At 36.6% G+C, this 17,787-nt stretch carries 12 protein-coding genes; all 12 read left to right on the top strand.

Annotation, left to right across the window (positions count from 1 at the left end; all coding sequences use genetic code 11):
* The first annotated feature begins 558 nt into the window (after positions 1-558).
* A complete protein-coding gene (locus Q2T41_RS05870) occupies positions 559-3,708 on the top strand; it encodes a SusC/RagA family TonB-linked outer membrane protein (RefSeq protein WP_304435302.1) in 3,150 nt (1,049 codons plus the stop codon).
* Positions 3,709-3,722: 14 nt separating this feature from the next.
* Positions 3,723-5,612, top strand: a complete 1,890-nt coding sequence (locus Q2T41_RS05865) for a RagB/SusD family nutrient uptake outer membrane protein (RefSeq protein WP_304435301.1) — start codon at positions 3,723-3,725, stop codon at positions 5,610-5,612.
* Positions 5,613-5,635: 23 nt separating this feature from the next.
* The gene (locus Q2T41_RS05860; protein ID WP_304435300.1) at positions 5,636-6,325 is read left to right on the top strand and encodes a DUF3823 domain-containing protein; all 690 of its coding nucleotides are present in this window, start codon (positions 5,636-5,638) and stop codon (positions 6,323-6,325) included.
* Between the two features lie 171 nt (positions 6,326-6,496).
* Positions 6,497-7,627, top strand: a complete 1,131-nt coding sequence (locus Q2T41_RS05855) for a glycoside hydrolase family 43 protein (protein WP_304435299.1) — start codon at positions 6,497-6,499, stop codon at positions 7,625-7,627.
* A gap of 16 nt (positions 7,628-7,643) precedes the next feature.
* Complete coding sequence (locus Q2T41_RS05850; RefSeq protein WP_304435298.1) at positions 7,644-8,717, top strand: cellulase family glycosylhydrolase; 1,074 nt, start codon at positions 7,644-7,646, stop codon at positions 8,715-8,717.
* A 31-nt stretch (positions 8,718-8,748) separates the two neighbouring features.
* The gene (locus Q2T41_RS05845; RefSeq protein WP_304435297.1) at positions 8,749-10,455 is read left to right on the top strand and encodes an arylsulfatase; all 1,707 of its coding nucleotides are present in this window, start codon (positions 8,749-8,751) and stop codon (positions 10,453-10,455) included.
* A gap of 253 nt (positions 10,456-10,708) precedes the next feature.
* Positions 10,709-11,908: an aldose epimerase family protein gene (locus tag Q2T41_RS05840; protein ID WP_304435296.1), complete on the top strand. Its 1,200-nt coding sequence runs from the start codon at positions 10,709-10,711 to the stop codon at positions 11,906-11,908.
* An 18-nt stretch (positions 11,909-11,926) separates the two neighbouring features.
* Entirely contained in the window at positions 11,927-12,910 is a 984-nt protein-coding gene (locus tag Q2T41_RS05835; protein ID WP_304435295.1) for a glycoside hydrolase family 43 protein, read from the top strand.
* Positions 12,911-12,920: 10 nt separating this feature from the next.
* A complete protein-coding gene (locus Q2T41_RS05830; RefSeq protein WP_304435294.1) occupies positions 12,921-14,075 on the top strand; it encodes a glycerate kinase in 1,155 nt (384 codons plus the stop codon).
* Entirely contained in the window at positions 14,065-15,321 is a 1,257-nt protein-coding gene (locus Q2T41_RS05825) for a Tm-1-like ATP-binding domain-containing protein (RefSeq protein WP_304435293.1), read from the top strand. The genes Q2T41_RS05830 and Q2T41_RS05825 overlap by 11 nt, the downstream gene beginning before the upstream one ends.
* A 44-nt stretch (positions 15,322-15,365) precedes the next feature.
* Positions 15,366-16,871, top strand: a complete 1,506-nt coding sequence (locus Q2T41_RS05820) for an MFS transporter (protein ID WP_304435292.1) — start codon at positions 15,366-15,368, stop codon at positions 16,869-16,871.
* A 37-nt stretch (positions 16,872-16,908) separates the two neighbouring features.
* The gene (locus tag Q2T41_RS05815; protein ID WP_304435291.1) at positions 16,909-17,769 is read left to right on the top strand and encodes a phosphoenolpyruvate hydrolase family protein; all 861 of its coding nucleotides are present in this window, start codon (positions 16,909-16,911) and stop codon (positions 17,767-17,769) included.
* Positions 17,770-17,787 lie beyond the last annotated feature (18 nt).

The raw sequence follows: 17,787 nt of genomic DNA, 5'->3' as shown, positions 1-17,787 counted from the left end.
ATAAGTAAAAAAAGGTAGTATACTTGCTTGAGTAGAAAATTTTAAATTTCGCTATTAGGTTAACCGTTACCTAATAAGTTATTGTTTGTAATAATGCATAATACTTTTTTAATATCATTCAACAAATAAAATTACGTTTGTCTAATTGGCTTTTCGAATATTTTATTATGAATTAATTATCCCCTTAAATCTGATTTTTCTTCTATCAATTTATATTGATTATTAACCCATTGAAAGCTAGTTTTTTACAAATCGAAATACGATTTGTTTCACAGCACTACATTTTGTGTCATACCCTGTAGTTTCTTAACTATTTCTTAAAATCTGAACGATTTGTATGATAGATTGATACAATATACAATGAGCCTAAAGTCCTTTTATGGCTTTATTTGGGTATTAATAATTTGACAATTATATACGTGTAATTGTATCAAATATAATATTCAACCTTATTAAAGATTAAAATATCACATTTAAACAGCTTAAAAACTAAACAATTCGCATTTGATTGTTTTAGAAAATTGACAACTTAAAATCAACACTCAAAAATGAAAAACAATGAAAAAACCACTTACTGAACTAATGAAACGGATGCTTGGAACCGTATTCTTGCTCTGTACAATGTTGTATCAAGGTTATGCTCAAGATGATTTAACCATTACAGGCTTAGTAACTGCTAATTTAGATGGTACTCCCTTACCTGGAGTTTCAATTGTTATTAAGAATACTACAATTGGTGTTACTACGGACTTTGATGGTAATTTTAGTATAAAAGCACCTGCAGATGGTATTTTAGTATTTAGCTATATAGGCTTTACTCGAAAAGAAATTCCTGTGAATGGGCAAACAGTAATTAATGTAGGTATGGATGATGATGTAGCTGCATTAGATGAAGTTGTAGTAACAGGGTATTCTACACAAGATAAAAAATCTATTACAGGTGCTATCGCTACAGTAACTAGTGATGATCTAGAAAATGTACATGCAGGAGCTTCAGTTAGTTCTGGCCTTGCAGGAAAAATATCTGGTGTAACATTTAAAATGCCAGATGGTCGCCCAGGAGCGTCAGCAGCTATTCAAATTAGGAATATGGGTAATCCATTATATATTATAGATGGTATACAGCAAGACGCTGGCCAGTTTAATAATATTTCTCCAGGTGATATAGAAAGTATATCTGTATTAAAAGACGCTTCTGCAGCCATCTATGGCGTTAGGGCGGCCAATGGTGTTGTGGTTGTAACCACTAAAAGAGGAAAAAAGAATACTAAGAATGTAGTAAATGTTAACGCATATTATGGCGGTCAAAACTGGTCTCGTTTTCCTGAAACAGTTAATGATTCTTATACTTATATGCTTAAAAGAGCAGAGGCAGACTATAATGAATTTGGAAATACAGCTGTTACTCAAGAGGAGTTAGATAGATATCAAACTGGTACTGAGCCTGGTTACCAATCTTTTGATTGGAAGAACTTTATAATTAAAAAGAATGCGCCATTATATAGTATTAATCTAAGTACATCTGGTGGTTCGGAAAATATAAATTATTATATCTCTGGCACACATTTAAAACAAGAGGCAGTATTAGGTCCGGAATTTAATTTTCAACGGACAAATATTCAAAGTAATGTAGATGCAAATATTACTGATAGATTAAAAGTTGGTGTGCAAATTAATGGTAGAATAGAAACTACGGACAATCCTGGAATCCCTGGTGCAGATGATTATTGGTTACCACGTTTTGCAATTTTAAGAAACCGTCCTTTTGAAAGACCTTATGCAAATGACAATCCAGATTATCTAAATGATATTGGTCATAACGAAACCAATTGGGCACTACATAATAAGAAAATAGGAGGTTATTCTACAAATATATGGCGTGTAATGCAATCTAACTTTAATGCAGAATATGCTTTTGGTGGCTTTTTAGACGGACTCTCTGTTAGAGGAATGTACTCGTATTATATAGCTGATCAGGTACTTAACGGGCATGAATATACTTATGAGGCTTATACCTATGATGCAGGAAATGATGCATACAATGTAACAGGAGGTAGTACTAATCCATGGAGGGAAAGAAGAAACCGTAAAATTATTAGAAATGTGTATCAAGGTCAAGCTAAGTATAAAAAATCATTTGGCGAAAACCATAACGTAGAAGGTCTTTTTATTGTTGAAAGACAAGATGAACAAGATCAAAACCAATGGATGAGATCAGTGCCAGAAAATAATATTTTACCATTAATCTATTTTGCTAACGTTGTAGATTTTCAAGACATTGATAATCAGTTGGCAAGAATTGGTTATATAGGTAAATTAAATTATAACTACAGGCAAAAGTACTTTGTAGAACTTTCAGGTAGACAAGATAAATCTTGGAAGTTTGCTCCTAATAAAAGAACAGGTTTCTTCCCTTCAGGCTCAGTAGGCTGGAGAATGACAGAGGAAAATTGGTATAGCCAGGTTGCAGGTAGAGACCCTTGGTTAACTGAGTTTAAATTAAGGGCTTCTTATGGAATTTTAGGTGATGATGATATAGGTATAGGTCCGTATGATTATTTACCTGGTTATAACTACAATACCGGTACTGCTATTTTAGATGGTCAACCCGTAGTAAGTGCAAGAGATAAAGGGCAAATTGTAGATAATCTTACTTGGTTTAAGAGTAAAATAACCGATGTTGGTTTTGACTTTACTCTTTTTGATGGTAAGATAACGGGTTCGTATGATTGGTTTTATAGGCTAAGAACTGGTTTACGTGGATTTAAGTATGATATTTTAATTCCTAGTGAGTTGGGTTATTCTTTACCAGATGAAAATGTAAATAGCGATTCACAATCTGGTTTTGAAGGTGCAATATCTTATAATGAAAGTTTTGGAGATTTTACATTATCGATAGGAGCAAATGGTTCCTTTTCTAGAGGTAAGTTTATGGAATCTTATAAGCCAAGATTTAGTAACTCTTATCAAGAGTATAGAAATTCGAGCGAAGGCAGGTATAATGATTTGAGATGGGGGTATAATACACTTGGTCAATTTACATCTCAAGAACAAATTAATAATTACGAAGTTGATATCGATGGCCAAGGTAACCGTACAATATTACCTGGAGATTTAATCTATGAAGATTTAAATGGCGATGGTAGAATTAACGGTTATGATCAGAAACCTATTGGTTATGCTTTTGGTAGACAACCAAATATCAATTTTGGTCTAAATATTAGAATGAGTTATAAAGGCGTAGATTTTACAGCTGATTTTTCTGGTGGGTCGGGTTATTCTTGGGCACAAGAATGGGAAACCAGATGGGCTTTTCAAAACCAAGGTGCGCTTAATACTATTTTCTTAGATAGCTGGTCTCGTCAAGACCCTAGTAATCCAAATAGCACATGGGTGCCTGGCAAATATCCGGCACTTAGATATAATGCAGGTTATCATAGTAATTATAGGTTTGGCGAACCTTCTACGTATTGGATGCATAACGTCACCTATTTAAGAGCAAGAACAATTGAGTTGGGCTATTCATTACCTAAAATTTGGATAGACAAAGTGGGACTGCAAAAAGCTCGTTTCTATATTAATGCATATAATCTGTTTTCTATAGATAATTTATCGAAGTTCGGAATTGATCCAGAAGTTAATGATACCAATGGATTACAGTATCCACAAAATAAATTTGTTAACGTAGGGGTCAACCTATCCATTTAAAAAATAAATGTAAAATGAAAAAGCATATTTTTTTATTAGGAATAATTGCAGCATTGGCATGGAGTTGTTCCAAAAACGACGAAGAATTTTTAGATAGACCATCAACGTCTATACTAACACAGGAGCAGATTTTTTCAGATCCTAAAACTACACTTTCAGTGCTTGCGGATTTGTATAACAGGTATAATGATTTTGCTACTGTAGAAGATTGGTCTACAATGGCTGGTTTTAATGTAGCATACTGGTCTGAAGCTGGCCGTTATCCTGAGTTTCAAAATGATGGTTGGGGGAATGGAGCCTGGGGATTATGGGACTATGGGTATATTAGAGAAATAAATCTATTTCTAGAAAGATGTTCAGAAGCAACAGAACTTAGTGAAGAGGATAAGACTCGATTTTTGGCAGAAGCTCGGTTTTTAAGAGCATCATACTACTTTGAGTTGGTAAAGCGTATGGGTGGTGTGCCATTAATTTTAGAATCAGAAACGTATGATTTTAGTGGAGATGCTTCTTATTTACAACATCCACGAGAAACAGAAGCGGCTATTTATGATTTCGTAATAAGTGAAGCAGAAGCATTAAAAGATATTCTACCTTCAGATGCCAACCAAAAATCAAGAGCAACAAAAGGTACCGTTTTGGCAATGCAGTCAAGAGCAGCATTATATGCAGCTTCAATTGCAAAGTATGGTACAACTACTCCAGGAGTTTCTTTGCCAGGTAGTGAAGTGGGTATTCCTGCTTCGTTAGCAGACGCTTATTATAGTAAAGCCTTAAATGCGGCTCAATCTATCATAAATGGGGAGGCGGGATCTTATGCCTTATATACCAACAAACCAGATTTGTCAGAGAATTTTTCAAGTGTTTTTTATGATAAAGCAAATAACCCAGAAGCAATTTTCGTTGAAGATTATTTAGTTGGGGGTGGCAAAACCCACTATTTCACAGGTGCTAACCAACCACGTTTTGGTGCGGAAGAAGAAGAAGGAGGAAGAATTAACCCCAGTTTGCAATTTGTACAGTCATTTGAATTACTAGACGGTACATATGCTCCATTGGAACATGAAATTGGAGGTACCCCGGTATATTATGATAACATAGGCGATATTTTTGAAGGAAGGGATGCACGTTTGGCCGGTACGGTCATTTTGCCAGGATCTACATTTAAATCTACTGATGTTGATATTTGGGCTGGGGTTGTATTAGCAGATGGCAGTATTGTAAGTGGCGATTCAAGAGGGCAAGAGAAAACATTACCTGGGGGTAGTGAACAAGTTCAGGTAGTTGGTTTCGATGGACCTATAGATGGGTTAGAATTTACGGCACAAACTGGTTTTTATATTAGAAAATATCAAGATCCAGCAACAGGTTCCGGTAGAAGAGGTACTCAAAGTGATGTTTGGTTTATTAGATATCGCTATGCGGAAGTATTGTTAAATGCTGCTGAAGCAGCCTTTGAACTTGGTCAAGGTGATGTTGCAGCTGGGTATTTAAATCAAGTACGTGAAAGAGCGGGTTTAACAGTTCCTTTAACTGCTGCGGATGTAACTTTTGATAAAATAGCACATGAACGCTATGTTGAATTGGCTTTTGAGGGATTACATTTCTTTGATCTAAAAAGATGGCGTTTAGCACATGTGATATTGGATGGAAATGCAATTAACGATGCAGAAGTAACCCAAAATATTGGAAGTGCTACAAAGAGAGAGACACAACCATATAGTATATGGCCATACAAATACCATAATCCAGGAAATGCAAATGATGGTAAATGGCTTTATAAAGTATTAAGACTTTCTAGAGTTACAGGAGCTGATCGCTTTAGATTGGGTAATTACTATTCTGAAATAGGACAAGGGTTGATCAATAATAACCCAAAGTTGGTTAGAAATCCAAATCATTAAAAGAACACGAAAACTTAAAAGATATGAAATCAAAAATTTATTTTTTACTCCTTGGCACTTTCCTACTGGTTACGTCTTGTGAGCTAGATAATTTCGATGAGCCAGATGCAATTTTAACAGGTAATATTGTGTTTAATGGAGAACCAATTCCAGTTGCAAGAAACCAAGTTAGGTTTGAACTTTGGCAATCTGGTTATGGCACACCTGCTCCTATTGATGTTGCTGTTGCACAGGACGGAAGCTTTAGTAGCCGACTTTTTTCTGGAAACTATAAGCTAGCATTTTTAGCTAGTGAGGGCCCTTTCATTGCGCCAACAGATACTATTTTCTTTAATTTGAATGGTAATACAACAAGAGATTTTGAGGTAAATCCTTATTTCATGATTCGTAATCCTCAATTCTCACATGCATCTAATATTGTAAGTGCTAGTTGTTCATTAGAACAAATTGTAACTGGTGCAGATGCTAGAAATGTAGAAAGAGTAACATTAGTAATTAATAGAACTCAATTTGTAGATGCTAATAGTGGGGGGGAAGGCAGTATTGCTCAAGTAGATGGAGATATTTCAGATTTAAATAATATTTCAATGTCAGTTGAGATTCCTACAGATGAAACAAAGCCTGATCAAAATTATATTTTTGCCCGTATTGGAGTAAAATTGCAAGGAGTAGAAGATATGATATATACACAAGTTGAAAAGTTGACCTTTTAATTTAAATTTTAAAGTGGGTAATAATTAAGACTATGTCTTGAATATAATATAAATAAAAGTTGTTTGAGTTAGTTTAGTTTTACCGGGTTTTCCTTTGTGAAAGCTCGGTAATTTCTATTTAAATAATTCAACTACAATTCAATGGTCAAAATTTGAATTATAAAATCTAGGATGATCAAAAGAACAATTACAATTGTAGTATTCACATGTATATTAATAGCATGTAAAGGAGAATTAAAGTCAAAAAATGTTAATGATTCATTGACTTACACCAATCCATTAAATGTAGCATTTGGTGATCCCTATGTTTTAGACAATGGTAATGGAACCTATTACATGTACGGTACGGGAGGGGGAGCTAAAGATGGTTTTGCAACCTATTCTTCTACTAATTTGGTTGATTGGAATTTTGAAGGTCAGGTTTATTTTGGTAACACAGAAGGTACATGGAATTTAAAAAGTTTTTGGGCACCTGAGGTTTGTAAAATTGATGGTAAATACTACCTGTTTTATAGTGCCGATAAAAAAGATAACCCAACTAATGAGTTAGAGACCTTTAGTATTGGCGTAGCGGTAGCCGATAACCCTACAGGACCATTTCTCGATATTATGGATGAACCATTGTTTGATCCGGGTTACCCAATTATTGATGCTAATGTTTTTCAAGACGATAATCAAAAATATTACCTGTATTACTCACGTGCCTGTTATCAACATGCGGTGGAAAGTGAGGTTGCTGATTGGGCAAAAAAAGAGGGTTTATATGACGAAATAGAAGAAAGTTGGGTGTATGGTATAGAACTGGCGCCAGATTTTAAAAGTGTTATCGGCGACCCAGTTTTGTTATTAAGGCCACCAACTTCTATGTCAGATAAAAATGCGGAGTGGGAAAGTAGGTCTGTAACTTCTAAAGAAATAAACCGTAGATGGACAGAGGGTTCTTTTACCTTTAAAAACGAGGGTAAATATTATATGATGTATTCCGCAAATCATTACGCCGGACCTAATTATGCTGTTGGTTACGCCACGTCACAACATCCACTAGGTCCATACATAAAAGCAGATAATAATCCGGTTTTAGAAAAAAATAATGATAAAGGTGGTAAAGTAACTGGTACCGGCCATAATATGGTACTTTTTTTAGAAGGAGGAAAAAAAATGTATGCCGTTTATCATGGCAGAACAACTGAAACAGGTGAAAACCGTGTTGTATTTATGGACGAATTGGTAATCACTGAAGGTGGTAAGTTAATGGTAAAAGGGCCTAGTACTAACCCTGTAGACCACCCTTTTAATAAATAAAAACTAAAAATATAAAATGAAAAAAACGTTCACATTAGCTGTTATGCTATTCGCTATTTACTTAGGGGTGGCTCAAGAAAATATTTTGCAAAAAAATAAATGGTCAATTGATAAAGCAGAAAACTGGTATGCAAAACATGATTGGATGACTGGTGCTAACTTTAATCCGAGCACAGCTATTAATCAATTGGAAATGTGGCAAGAAGCTACTTTTGATCCCGAAACTATTGATAGAGAACTTGGTTTTGCGGAGGGCATAGGCTTTAATACCATGCGTGTTTATTTGCATAGTCTTGCCTATAAAGCAGACCCAAAAGGATTTAAAAAACGCATGGATACTTATTTGGGAATCGCTAACAAACATGGTATTAAAACCATGTTCGTTATTTTTGATGATGTTTGGGGTAAGACCCCCAAAATTGGTGTACAGCCAGAACCAATTATTGGTACCCATAACTCTGGTTGGGTACAAGATCCAGGTGATCCTGCATCAAAAAACAAAAAAAACTTTGCAGATTTAGAGGTATATGTAAAAGATATTCTAAAAACTTTTGGTGATGATAAACGTGTTCTAATGTGGGACCTTTATAATGAGCCAGGTAATACGGGTAAACTCGTCAGCTCTATGCCTCTTTTAAAAAGTGTATTTACTTGGGCAAGAGAGGTAAATCCTAGCCAACCACTAACAGCAGGACTTTGGGCTTGGGATTTTCATGAATTAAATGCATTTCAGGCTTTAAATTCCGATATTCTAACCTATCATAATTATAATGACGAAAAGCATCATCAACATGTAATCAATCTTTTAAAATCTCATGGTAGACCTATGATCTGTACCGAGTATATGGCGCGTACTAACAATAGTAGATTTTCAAATATTTTACCTATTCTAAAAAAAGAGAAAATTGGGGCTATCAACTGGGGCTTGGTCGATGGCAGGTCTAATACTAAATATGCTTGGAATACTCCAATTGAAGATGGTAGCGAACCAATAGAATGGTTTCATGAAGTCTTTAGAAAAGATGGTACTCCTTATAGACAAGATGAAGCAGATTTAATTAAAAAATTAAATACTGAAGACGATGAATAGTAGCTCACATAACTACCTAAACTTTTAAAGAATGATTGAGCCATTCTATAAATACATTTTTCTTATACTGTTTTTTGGCTTTTTTTGTAATGCTTGTAAAGAGCAAAACACAATTACGCGCAGTGAAATTAAAATAAAAAATGAAGCTAAGCCAAATATCATTGTTATCATGGCAGATGACCTTGGCTTTTCAGATTTAGGTTGTTATGGCGGTGAAATAGAGACTCCCAATTTAGACCGTTTAGCCATGAACGGGGTTCGTTCCAATTCATTCTACAACACTTCTCGTTGCTGCCCTACTAGAGCTTCCTTTTTAACGGGACTTTACCCTCATCAAGCAGGACTTGGTAGAATGACGATGGATGCCGGTCTACCGGGTTACAGAGGTAGTTTACAATCAAATACTGTAACCATTGCCGAAGTTCTTAAAGATGCAGGTTGCCAAACCGGTATGGTAGGTAAGTGGCATGTTTCTGAAACGGTAGATTTAGGAGGGGAGAAACAATTGAAATGGCTTGCCCATGAAGAGAGTAACGGTAATTTTTCAGCTATAGCTTCATACCCTACTTCTAGGGGTTTTGATAAATTTTATGGTAATATTTGGGGGGTGGTAGATTATTTTGACCCGTTTAGTTTGGTAAATGGTGTTAAGGAGGTAAAGGAGGTACCTAAAGATTATTACCATACCAATGCCATAGGGGATACCGCGGTAGCTTATGTAAGACAATTTTCTAAAAACAAAGATCCTTTCTTTTTATACGTTGCGCATTGTGCGCCACATTGGCCCTTACAAGCTCCTGAAAATGTCATTCAAAAATATATAAATCTCTATGAGAAAGGTTGGGAACAGGTTAGAAAGGAAAGATATAGTCGATTATTGGCAAAAGGTATCATTACCGCAGAAATTGGTGAAATGCCTGCATTTATGTATCCTGAATTCGATTGGGAAAATAACCCCGATAAAGAATGGGATATTCGGGCCATGGCCGTACACGCGGCAATGGTAGATATATTAGATCAATCCGTTGGTGAATTGTTACGCACTTTAGAGGAAACAGGTGAGATTGACAATACCATGATTGTGTTTTTTTCCGACAATGGGGCAAGCTCAGAAAGACCATCAAAATATGGAGCTGGCTTTGATAGGGCGGGTAGTACACGAGATGGTCGAAAGGTTAATTTTCCTGTAAATAAAGATAGCCTTCCGGGCCCGCAAACTGTATTATCCGGTATTGGCCCGCAATGGGCACATACGGCCAATACTCCTTTTAGATATTATAAGGCCAAGGTTTATGAAGGTGGTATAAATACACCGTTTATTGCATATTGGCCTAATGGCGGATTAAAAAATGGCTCTGTAATATCATCACCTGCCCATGTTAGTGATCTAATGGCTACATGTATAGAAATAGCAGAGGCATCCTATCCTAAAAAATATAAAGGAAATAAAATAACACCAACACCCGGTAACAGTATAATTCCTATGTTAAGAGGCACTGAAATAAAAGGTACTCAAGAGAAATTTTTCTGGGAACATTTTGGTTCCAATGCAATTAGAAAAGGAGATTGGAAACTGGTAAAGCTTGATAATAATAGCCCTTGGGAACTCTATGATTTATCTAAGGATAAAACAGAAATAAATAATGTTGCCGAAAAACATACAGATGTTGTAGAAAATCTTGAAAATGAATGGTTGCAAATGGCAAAACAGTATAAAGCCTTACCGGCACCAAACTAAGTTTAATGAAGCGTTTATAATTAGATAAGTTTAGTTTGAAGTTTCATCTTTCTCGTTTAAGTTCCATTCAATACGTTTTTGTCTTTTTGCAGTGTTTTAAGTGCTTTCAAGGCTAAATTTTTAATTTTCGAATCATTTGTACTAGATAATGAGACGTATTGAATAGAGGCTTGAAACTAAAATTCATTTATTTGAACCTAGGTTAGTTCCTTGTTTTTTGAAAGCTATTTTTTAAGAATAGTTAACCTTTTGAATGAATCAAAACCAACCCATGATCAAAAGAAATTTATACACTTTATTTGGTGCTTCTTTTTTAATATTTCTGATATGTTGTAAGCAGTCTGAAAAAAAGAATATAACTGTAAATAATGAAGAGAGCATAGAATTAGATTTCGATGCTGTTTTAAATGAGAATACATTCAATTCTGTAATCAATGGTAGAGAAGCAAAATTGTTTTGGATAAAAAGTGAGGAAATAGCAGTTGCCTTTACAAATTATGGAGCAAGAATTGTTGGTCTTTGGGTACCTGATAAGAACGGAAAAATGACCGATGTCGTTGTTGGATTTGATACGGCAGAAGGGTTTAAAAATTCTACTGAACCTTATTTTGGTGCAACAATTGGTCGGGTAGGCAACCGAATCGCAAATGGGAAATTTTCACTAGAAGGTAAGACCTATACTGTTCCTGTCAATAATGGGAAAAACTCTTTGCATGGGGGCACAAAGGGCTTTCAAGATGTAATCTGGGAAGTAGCCCAGCCCAATGACCAAACCTTGGTATTTACGTATGTTTCCCCAGATATGGAAGAAGGTTTTCCAGGGACCTTGACAACTAGAGTAACTTATGCTGTAACTACTGACCAAGAAATTGTAATGGAGTATGAGGCCACTACAGATAAAACTACTGTGGTTAATTTAACCAATCATGCCTTTTTTAATTTGAATGGTGAAGATGGGGGTACCATATTAAACCATAAAGTTCAAATATATGCAGATGAATATACCCCTGTTGATGCGGGACTAATACCAACAGGCAAATTGGAATCGGTAGAAGGCACTCCGTTTGATTTTACGGCATCACACACTATAGGTGAACGGATTGGCATGAAAAATATACAATTGGAAAATGGTGGGGGCTACGATCATAATTTTGTGTTGAACGGCACACAAAAAAATGGACTGAACCACGTAGCTATAATTATAGGTAATAAATCGGGTATTGTAATGGACGTAGTCTCTGAAGAGCCAGGGGTACAGTTTTACAGTGGTAATTTCATGGAAGGAAAAAATACTTTTAAATCTGGAGCAAAAGATGAGTATAGAACTGCATTCGCCCTAGAGACACAACATTTTCCAGATGCTCCTAACCAACCAAATTTTCCTTCTATAGTATTAAAGCACGGTGAAACATATCATACAATATCGAAATATAAATTTTCAATTCATCAATAACGAACAGCGATTATATAAATGAATCAATTAATAAAACGTATAGTACTACTGTTTTTTATAGGGAATCTAGGTTTCTCCCAAAATGTTGTAGAGCACAACTCCTCGAACCCTTTTTTGGCAGATCCTACCATTTTTCTATCGAATGGTACGTATTATTTATATGGTACCACTGGAGACCCAAAATTAGGAAAAGACCAAGGTTTCTTGGTCTACACTTCAAATGACTTAAAAGTTTGGAAAGGCCCAATTGGGGCCCAGAATGGTCTAGCGCTTAAAAAAGGAGATGCTTTTGGCGACACAGGTTTTTGGGCACCTCAAATATTCGAATATCAAGATAAGTTCTATATGGCCTATACCGCTAACGAGCATATTGCCATGGCTACGGCAGACAATCCGTTAGGTCCATTCAAAAATGCTGCCAAGTCTGACTTAGAAGCTCCCGTTAGGCAAATAGACCCTTTTGTCTTTTTTGATACCGATGGAAAGAAATACCTATACCACGTTCGTCTTACCGAGGGTAACAGAATTTTTGTTGCAGAACTTGAAGATGATTTAATGGCGATAAAACCAGAAACCCTAACCGAATGTATTGCAGCTGAAAAGGAATGGGAGAATACTCAAAATGTAGAATGGCCTGTTAGCGAAGGTCCAACGGTTTTAAAGCATGGTGAATTGTATTATATGATGTATTCGGCAAATGATTTTCGTAATCCAGATTATGCTGTAGGTTTTGCTACCAGTAAAAGTCCTTTGGGTCCATGGAAAAAATCAGATAAAAGTCCAATTATCCATAAAGACATGTTAGGTGTTAATGGCACGGGACACGGAGATGTTTTTATAGATAAACATGGAGAAATGCAGTATGTGTTACACACACATTATAATAACACTAAGGTCTCACCTAGAAGAACGGCCATTATAAAAATGGATTTTAAGAAACACGGAAATGGACCAGAAGTTCTTGAAGTGAAAAAAGAATCCTTTAGATTATTAAAGCAGTAATAAAAGAGTAATGAATATTGTAGTTGCACCAGATTCATTTAAAGAATGCCTTTCTTCAAAAAAGGTAGCTAGTGCTATTGCTAAAAGTATTTTGAATGTAATGCCAAGTGCTGAGGTGTTTCAGATTCCTATTTCGGATGGAGGTGAAGGATTATTGGATGCTATACTCTCAAATACAGAGGGTAAGTTGGTTTCCATAGAGGTCTTAAACCCCTTGGCTAAACCTATACGAGCGGTTTATGCTATTTTAAACGACAAAAAAACTGCCATTATTGAAATGGCAAAAGCCTCTGGTCTGGAATTACTTTCCGAGCAAGAAAAAAATCCGTTGATAACCACAACATATGGTACGGGGCAACTTATAAAAGATGCATTGGACAAAGGATGCACAAAAATAATTATTGGTATTGGAGGTAGTGCAACAAACGATGGGGGAAAAGGTCTAATAAAAGCCCTGGGCGGTAAATTTTTAAATGCTAACGGCGAGGAATTGCCAGAAGGTGGGGGAAATCTAAACCAATTGGCAAGTATAGATATTTCTGACCTTGATAAGAGAATTGGGGATTGCGAAATTTTGGTTGCTTGCGATGTTTCTAATCCATTAACAGGAACCAATGGGGCTTCGTGGGTGTATGGCAAACAAAAAGGAGGGTCAAAAAGTGATTTAGAATTATTGGATGCAAATCTTGTGCAGTATGCCAAGATTATAAAAAGAGATGTACATAAAGATATAGAAAATGTTCCTGGCGCTGGAGCCGCAGGTGGTACAGGTGCCGCAATATTGGCTTTTTTAAATGGAAAATTAGTGAATGGTATTGGGTTGATACTTGATACTATTGGTATGGAGGATTTTGTAAAAAAAGCAGATTTGGTAATTACCGGTGAAGGTAAAATCGATGAACAGACCCTGCACGGTAAAACCATTGCAGGTATTGCAAAAATGGCACAACAATACCACGTCCCAGTAATTATACTTACTGGTAAAATTGGTAATAGAATAGAAGGGTTGTATAAGATTGGAGTCAGCGCTATTTATGCTATTGCCAATCAGCCAATGAGCTTGGACAATGCAATAAAAGATGCTCCGATATTACTTCAAGAAAGTACAGCTAATATTATGAGAACCATTAAAGCTTTCAGAAAAATTCAGGGAAATGAGCAGTAAGTCCGATACACATAAAGTAAGCAATAAAACAGTAGTAATGGTGGGCTGTTTTGACACCAAAGGTGCAGATTTTGCGTATTTGTATACTTGTTTGCTAAGCCAGGGTCTAAAGGTTTTAACTATAAATGTAGGGGTACTGGGTACAACTAGCCTTTTTCCGGTACACTATACTGCAGAAACTGTTGCAGTATCCGGAGGGTCTAAAATTTCTAAAATAAGGGAAGAAAACGATCGTGGATCTGCATTAGAGATTATGGGTAATGGGGCAGAAAAAATAGTTGCCGATTTAGTAACCGAAGGTAAGGTGAGTGGTATTATCGGAATGGGGGGCGGTGGTGGTACGTTTGTGTCGTTAAAAGCAATGAAGTCGGTACCATTCGGTATACCTAAAATTTGTGTCAGTACATTGGCCACGAAAGATTTATCTAAAAAAGTGGGCGATAAAGATATAGTTCTAATACCCTCTATCGTAGATGTGGCAGGTTTAAATAAGATTAGCAAAGTTGTTATTGGCCAGGCTGCAGGGGCACTTTATGGTATGATTCATACAACTGTGAAAAATGATAATAATATAAAAGGAAGTATCGCGATAAGTGTTTTTGGTAACACTGCAATAGCTGCTGACAAGAGCACAGAAATATTGAAATCTAAAGGGTATGATGTACTTGCTTTTCATGCCGTTGGTTCTGGTGGGGCTACTATGGAAGCGTTGACTTCTGACGGTGTTTTTGATGCTGTACTAGACCTCACAACCACTGAATTGGCCGATGAACTTTGCGGAGGAATCTGTAGTTCTGGCCCCGACCGTTTAACTGCGGCAGGGCAGCTTGGTATTCCGCAAGTAATAGTACCCGGCTGTATCGATATGGTCAATTTTGGGGCATTGTCCACAGTGCCTGAGAAATATAAAAAGAGACAATTGTTCAGTTGGGCTCCCGATGTAACACTTATGCGAACCAATGCTGAAGAGAATATAATATTAGGAAAGCAAATAGCAGAGAAAATTAATGCCTCCAATGGTCCGGTAACGTTATTGTTTCCCATTGGGGGATTATCAAAAGTTGGAGGGGAAGGGGAGGTATTCCATAATCCTAAAATTGATGGTGTATTATTCGAATCGATACGAAAAAATGTAAAAAAATCGGTAAAAATAGTTGAGGTCAATGCAAATATAAATACCGTAGTTTTTGCAGAGCAAGCGGTCAAAGAATTGTTAGAATTAGTACAAATAACTAACCGTAAATAATAATAAAGAAATAGGTTTTAAAACACCTCATAGAAACACTTAAAATGGGAGAAAAAAGTATTCATAAACGCCGATTGTTATTCGCCAGTTTTTTTACGATTGTAGCTGGGGGAGTAGGTTTTGCGGTCAGAGGTTCAATTCTGGTCGATTGGGGAAATCAATTTGGTTTTACAATGACAGAACTTGGTTCTATAACAGGTGGGGGGTTTGCCGGTTTTGGGGTTATTATAATACTATTTAGTCTTATCGTAGATAAAGTGGGGTATAAGCCACTGCTTATACTTGCTTTTTTTGTACACTTTCTCTCATTGGTTGTTACAGTGGCTACAGTGTATGTATTTAATTCTATGGGAAGAGAAGCGGCATATTGGTGTCTTTTTTCCGGCACATTTTTGTTTGCCGTAGGCAATGGTATTTGTGAATCGGTTGTAAATCCGCTTGTGGCTACGTTATATCCAAAAGAAAAAACGCATTACCTGAATATACTACATGCAGGCTGGCCTGGCGGAATGATTTTAGGAGGACTACTTTCCATAGCTTTTCATGGAATTTTAAGTTGGGAGGTTTTAATGAGCTTTTTCTTGATTCCTGTACTTATTTACGGCTTCATTATTTTCAAGGAAAAGTTACCCCTATCAGAGGCAAAAGAAGCGGGTATACCGTACAAAGAAATGTTCCGTCAATTCGGGTCGCCATTATTATTGGTATTAATGCTGTTGATGGTTTTAATAGGATATGTAGAATTGGGCACCGATAGTTGGATCCAAAACATCACCGGAAACATTCTTGAAAATCCGACAAAAGGGGTATTGCTGTTTATTTATACTTCTGCATTAATGTTCGTACTCAGGTTTTTTGCTGGTCCAATTGTACACAAGATATCTCCTTTGGGGCTTTTGTTGGTTTGTTCCATATTGGGGGCTATAGGTTTGTATATTTTAGGAAATTCGACCACTGGTTTAATAATGGTGTTTGCCGTAACTATTTACGGTATTGCCAAAACCTTCTTTTGGCCAACCATGTTAGGGGTTGTAGGCGAACGTTTTCCTAAGGGAGGTGCTGTGGTTATGGGGTTTGTAGGCGGTGTAGGTATGCTATCTGCCGGTTTGTTGGGCGGACCGGGAATTGGGTATAAACAAGATTATTTTGCATCGAACCACATAAAAAATGAAGCTCCGAAAGCTTATGACAGGTATAAAGCAGATGACAATAATAGTTTTCTGTTTTTTCCACCGATAAAAGGATTGAACGGTAGTAAGGTGGCCATTGTAAAGGATAATGGCACACAGCTAGATGGCGATATAGAACGTTGGGAAAGCACAGGTAAAACACTCAATGAGAATGAAAATCTAAGTGCATTGCAATTGTGGTGGAACAATGCAGAACAATATGCTTTAGAAGATAAAGAACCAGTAGAACAAGCAGGTTTTTATGGTGCTGGTAGAGCTTTGGTGGTCACCGCATTAATACCGGTAATAATGGCCATAGGCTATTTTATACTCATCCTTTATTTTAAAAGTCGCGGTGGGTATAAACAGATTGAAATTTAATAACAAACAATAATATAATAACTTAAAATAGAATAATATGCCAAATCCATGGACGGGTATAGGAAACCCTTACACAAAACAAGAGGTTAGAGATAGATTACAAAAGGTAGTCGATAAAAAACAGGCGATAATTGCTGCTGGTGCCGGTACGGGGATCAGCGCAAAGTTCATAGAGATAGGCGGTGCAGACCTTATCATTGTTTATAATTCCGGTAGATTTAGAATGGCGGGTCATGGTTCTACGGCTGGTATGATGGCTTATGGGGATGCTAACGCCGTTGCGATGGAGATCGGGGAGTTCGAAGTACTGCCCGTTGTTCAAGAAATTCCGGTCATATGTGGTGTCCACGGTAGTGATCCACGTAGAAGAATGTGGCATTTTTTAGGAAAGGTAAAGGACATGGGCTTTTCAGGGGTAAATAATTTCCCCACACATTCTATTATAGACGGTCATTTTAGAAATGTATTGGAAGAAACGGGAATGAGCTTTCAGAAAGAGGTTGAAATGGTGCGTTTGGCAACAAAGATGGATATGTTCTCTATCGTATATGTGGCCAAACCAGAAGAGGCTGTTCAAATGGCAGATGCCGGTGCCGATGCCATTATAGCACACGTTGGTACCACAGTTGGTGGTTCTATTGGTGTTACAGGGGCAACCGTTGATATGGACGCTGCTTTAGAACGTACCCAGGCCATTGTAGATGCCGTAAAGAAAGCAAATCACGATACGTTTTTCTTAGCACATGGTGGACCGATCAATACACCGGCCGATGTTCGTTATACGTTGGACCATACAACAGGACTTCATGGTTTTGTGGGTGCTTCATCTTTAGAGAGAATGGGTGTGGAAGCTTCATTGACCAACCTAACAAAAGAATTCAAAGCCTTAAAATTATAGTTTATCATAACCAGAAAC

Source organism: Maribacter confluentis, from assembly GCF_030505015.1.
Taxonomy (GTDB): Bacteria; Bacteroidota; Bacteroidia; order Flavobacteriales; family Flavobacteriaceae; genus Maribacter; species Maribacter sedimenticola.
Note: the sequence above shows the minus strand (reverse complement) of the source record. Positions and strands in the feature narration are given on the sequence as shown.

What these genes read in the sequence shown, in the direction of transcription:
- Q2T41_RS05850 (WP_304435298.1), top strand. Translation starts at nt 7,644, where the DNA reads ATGAAAAAAACGTTCACATTAGCTGTTATGCTATTCGCTATTTACTTA.
- Q2T41_RS05825 (WP_304435293.1), top strand. Translation starts at nt 14,065, where the DNA reads ATGAGCAGTAAGTCCGATACACATAAAGTAAGCAATAAAACAGTAGTA.
- Q2T41_RS05820 (WP_304435292.1), top strand. Translation starts at nt 15,366, where the DNA reads ATGGGAGAAAAAAGTATTCATAAACGCCGATTGTTATTCGCCAGTTTT.
- Q2T41_RS05855 (WP_304435299.1), top strand. Translation starts at nt 6,497, where the DNA reads ATGATCAAAAGAACAATTACAATTGTAGTATTCACATGTATATTAATA.
- Q2T41_RS05835 (WP_304435295.1), top strand. Translation starts at nt 11,927, where the DNA reads ATGAATCAATTAATAAAACGTATAGTACTACTGTTTTTTATAGGGAAT.
- Q2T41_RS05845 (WP_304435297.1), top strand. Translation starts at nt 8,749, where the DNA reads ATGATTGAGCCATTCTATAAATACATTTTTCTTATACTGTTTTTTGGC.
- Q2T41_RS05830 (WP_304435294.1), top strand. Translation starts at nt 12,921, where the DNA reads ATGAATATTGTAGTTGCACCAGATTCATTTAAAGAATGCCTTTCTTCA.
- Q2T41_RS05840 (WP_304435296.1), top strand. Translation starts at nt 10,709, where the DNA reads ATGAATCAAAACCAACCCATGATCAAAAGAAATTTATACACTTTATTT.
- Q2T41_RS05815 (WP_304435291.1), top strand. Translation starts at nt 16,909, where the DNA reads ATGCCAAATCCATGGACGGGTATAGGAAACCCTTACACAAAACAAGAG.
- Q2T41_RS05860 (WP_304435300.1), top strand. Translation starts at nt 5,636, where the DNA reads ATGAAATCAAAAATTTATTTTTTACTCCTTGGCACTTTCCTACTGGTT.
- Q2T41_RS05870 (WP_304435302.1), top strand. Translation starts at nt 559, where the DNA reads ATGAAAAAACCACTTACTGAACTAATGAAACGGATGCTTGGAACCGTA.
- Q2T41_RS05865 (WP_304435301.1), top strand. Translation starts at nt 3,723, where the DNA reads ATGAAAAAGCATATTTTTTTATTAGGAATAATTGCAGCATTGGCATGG.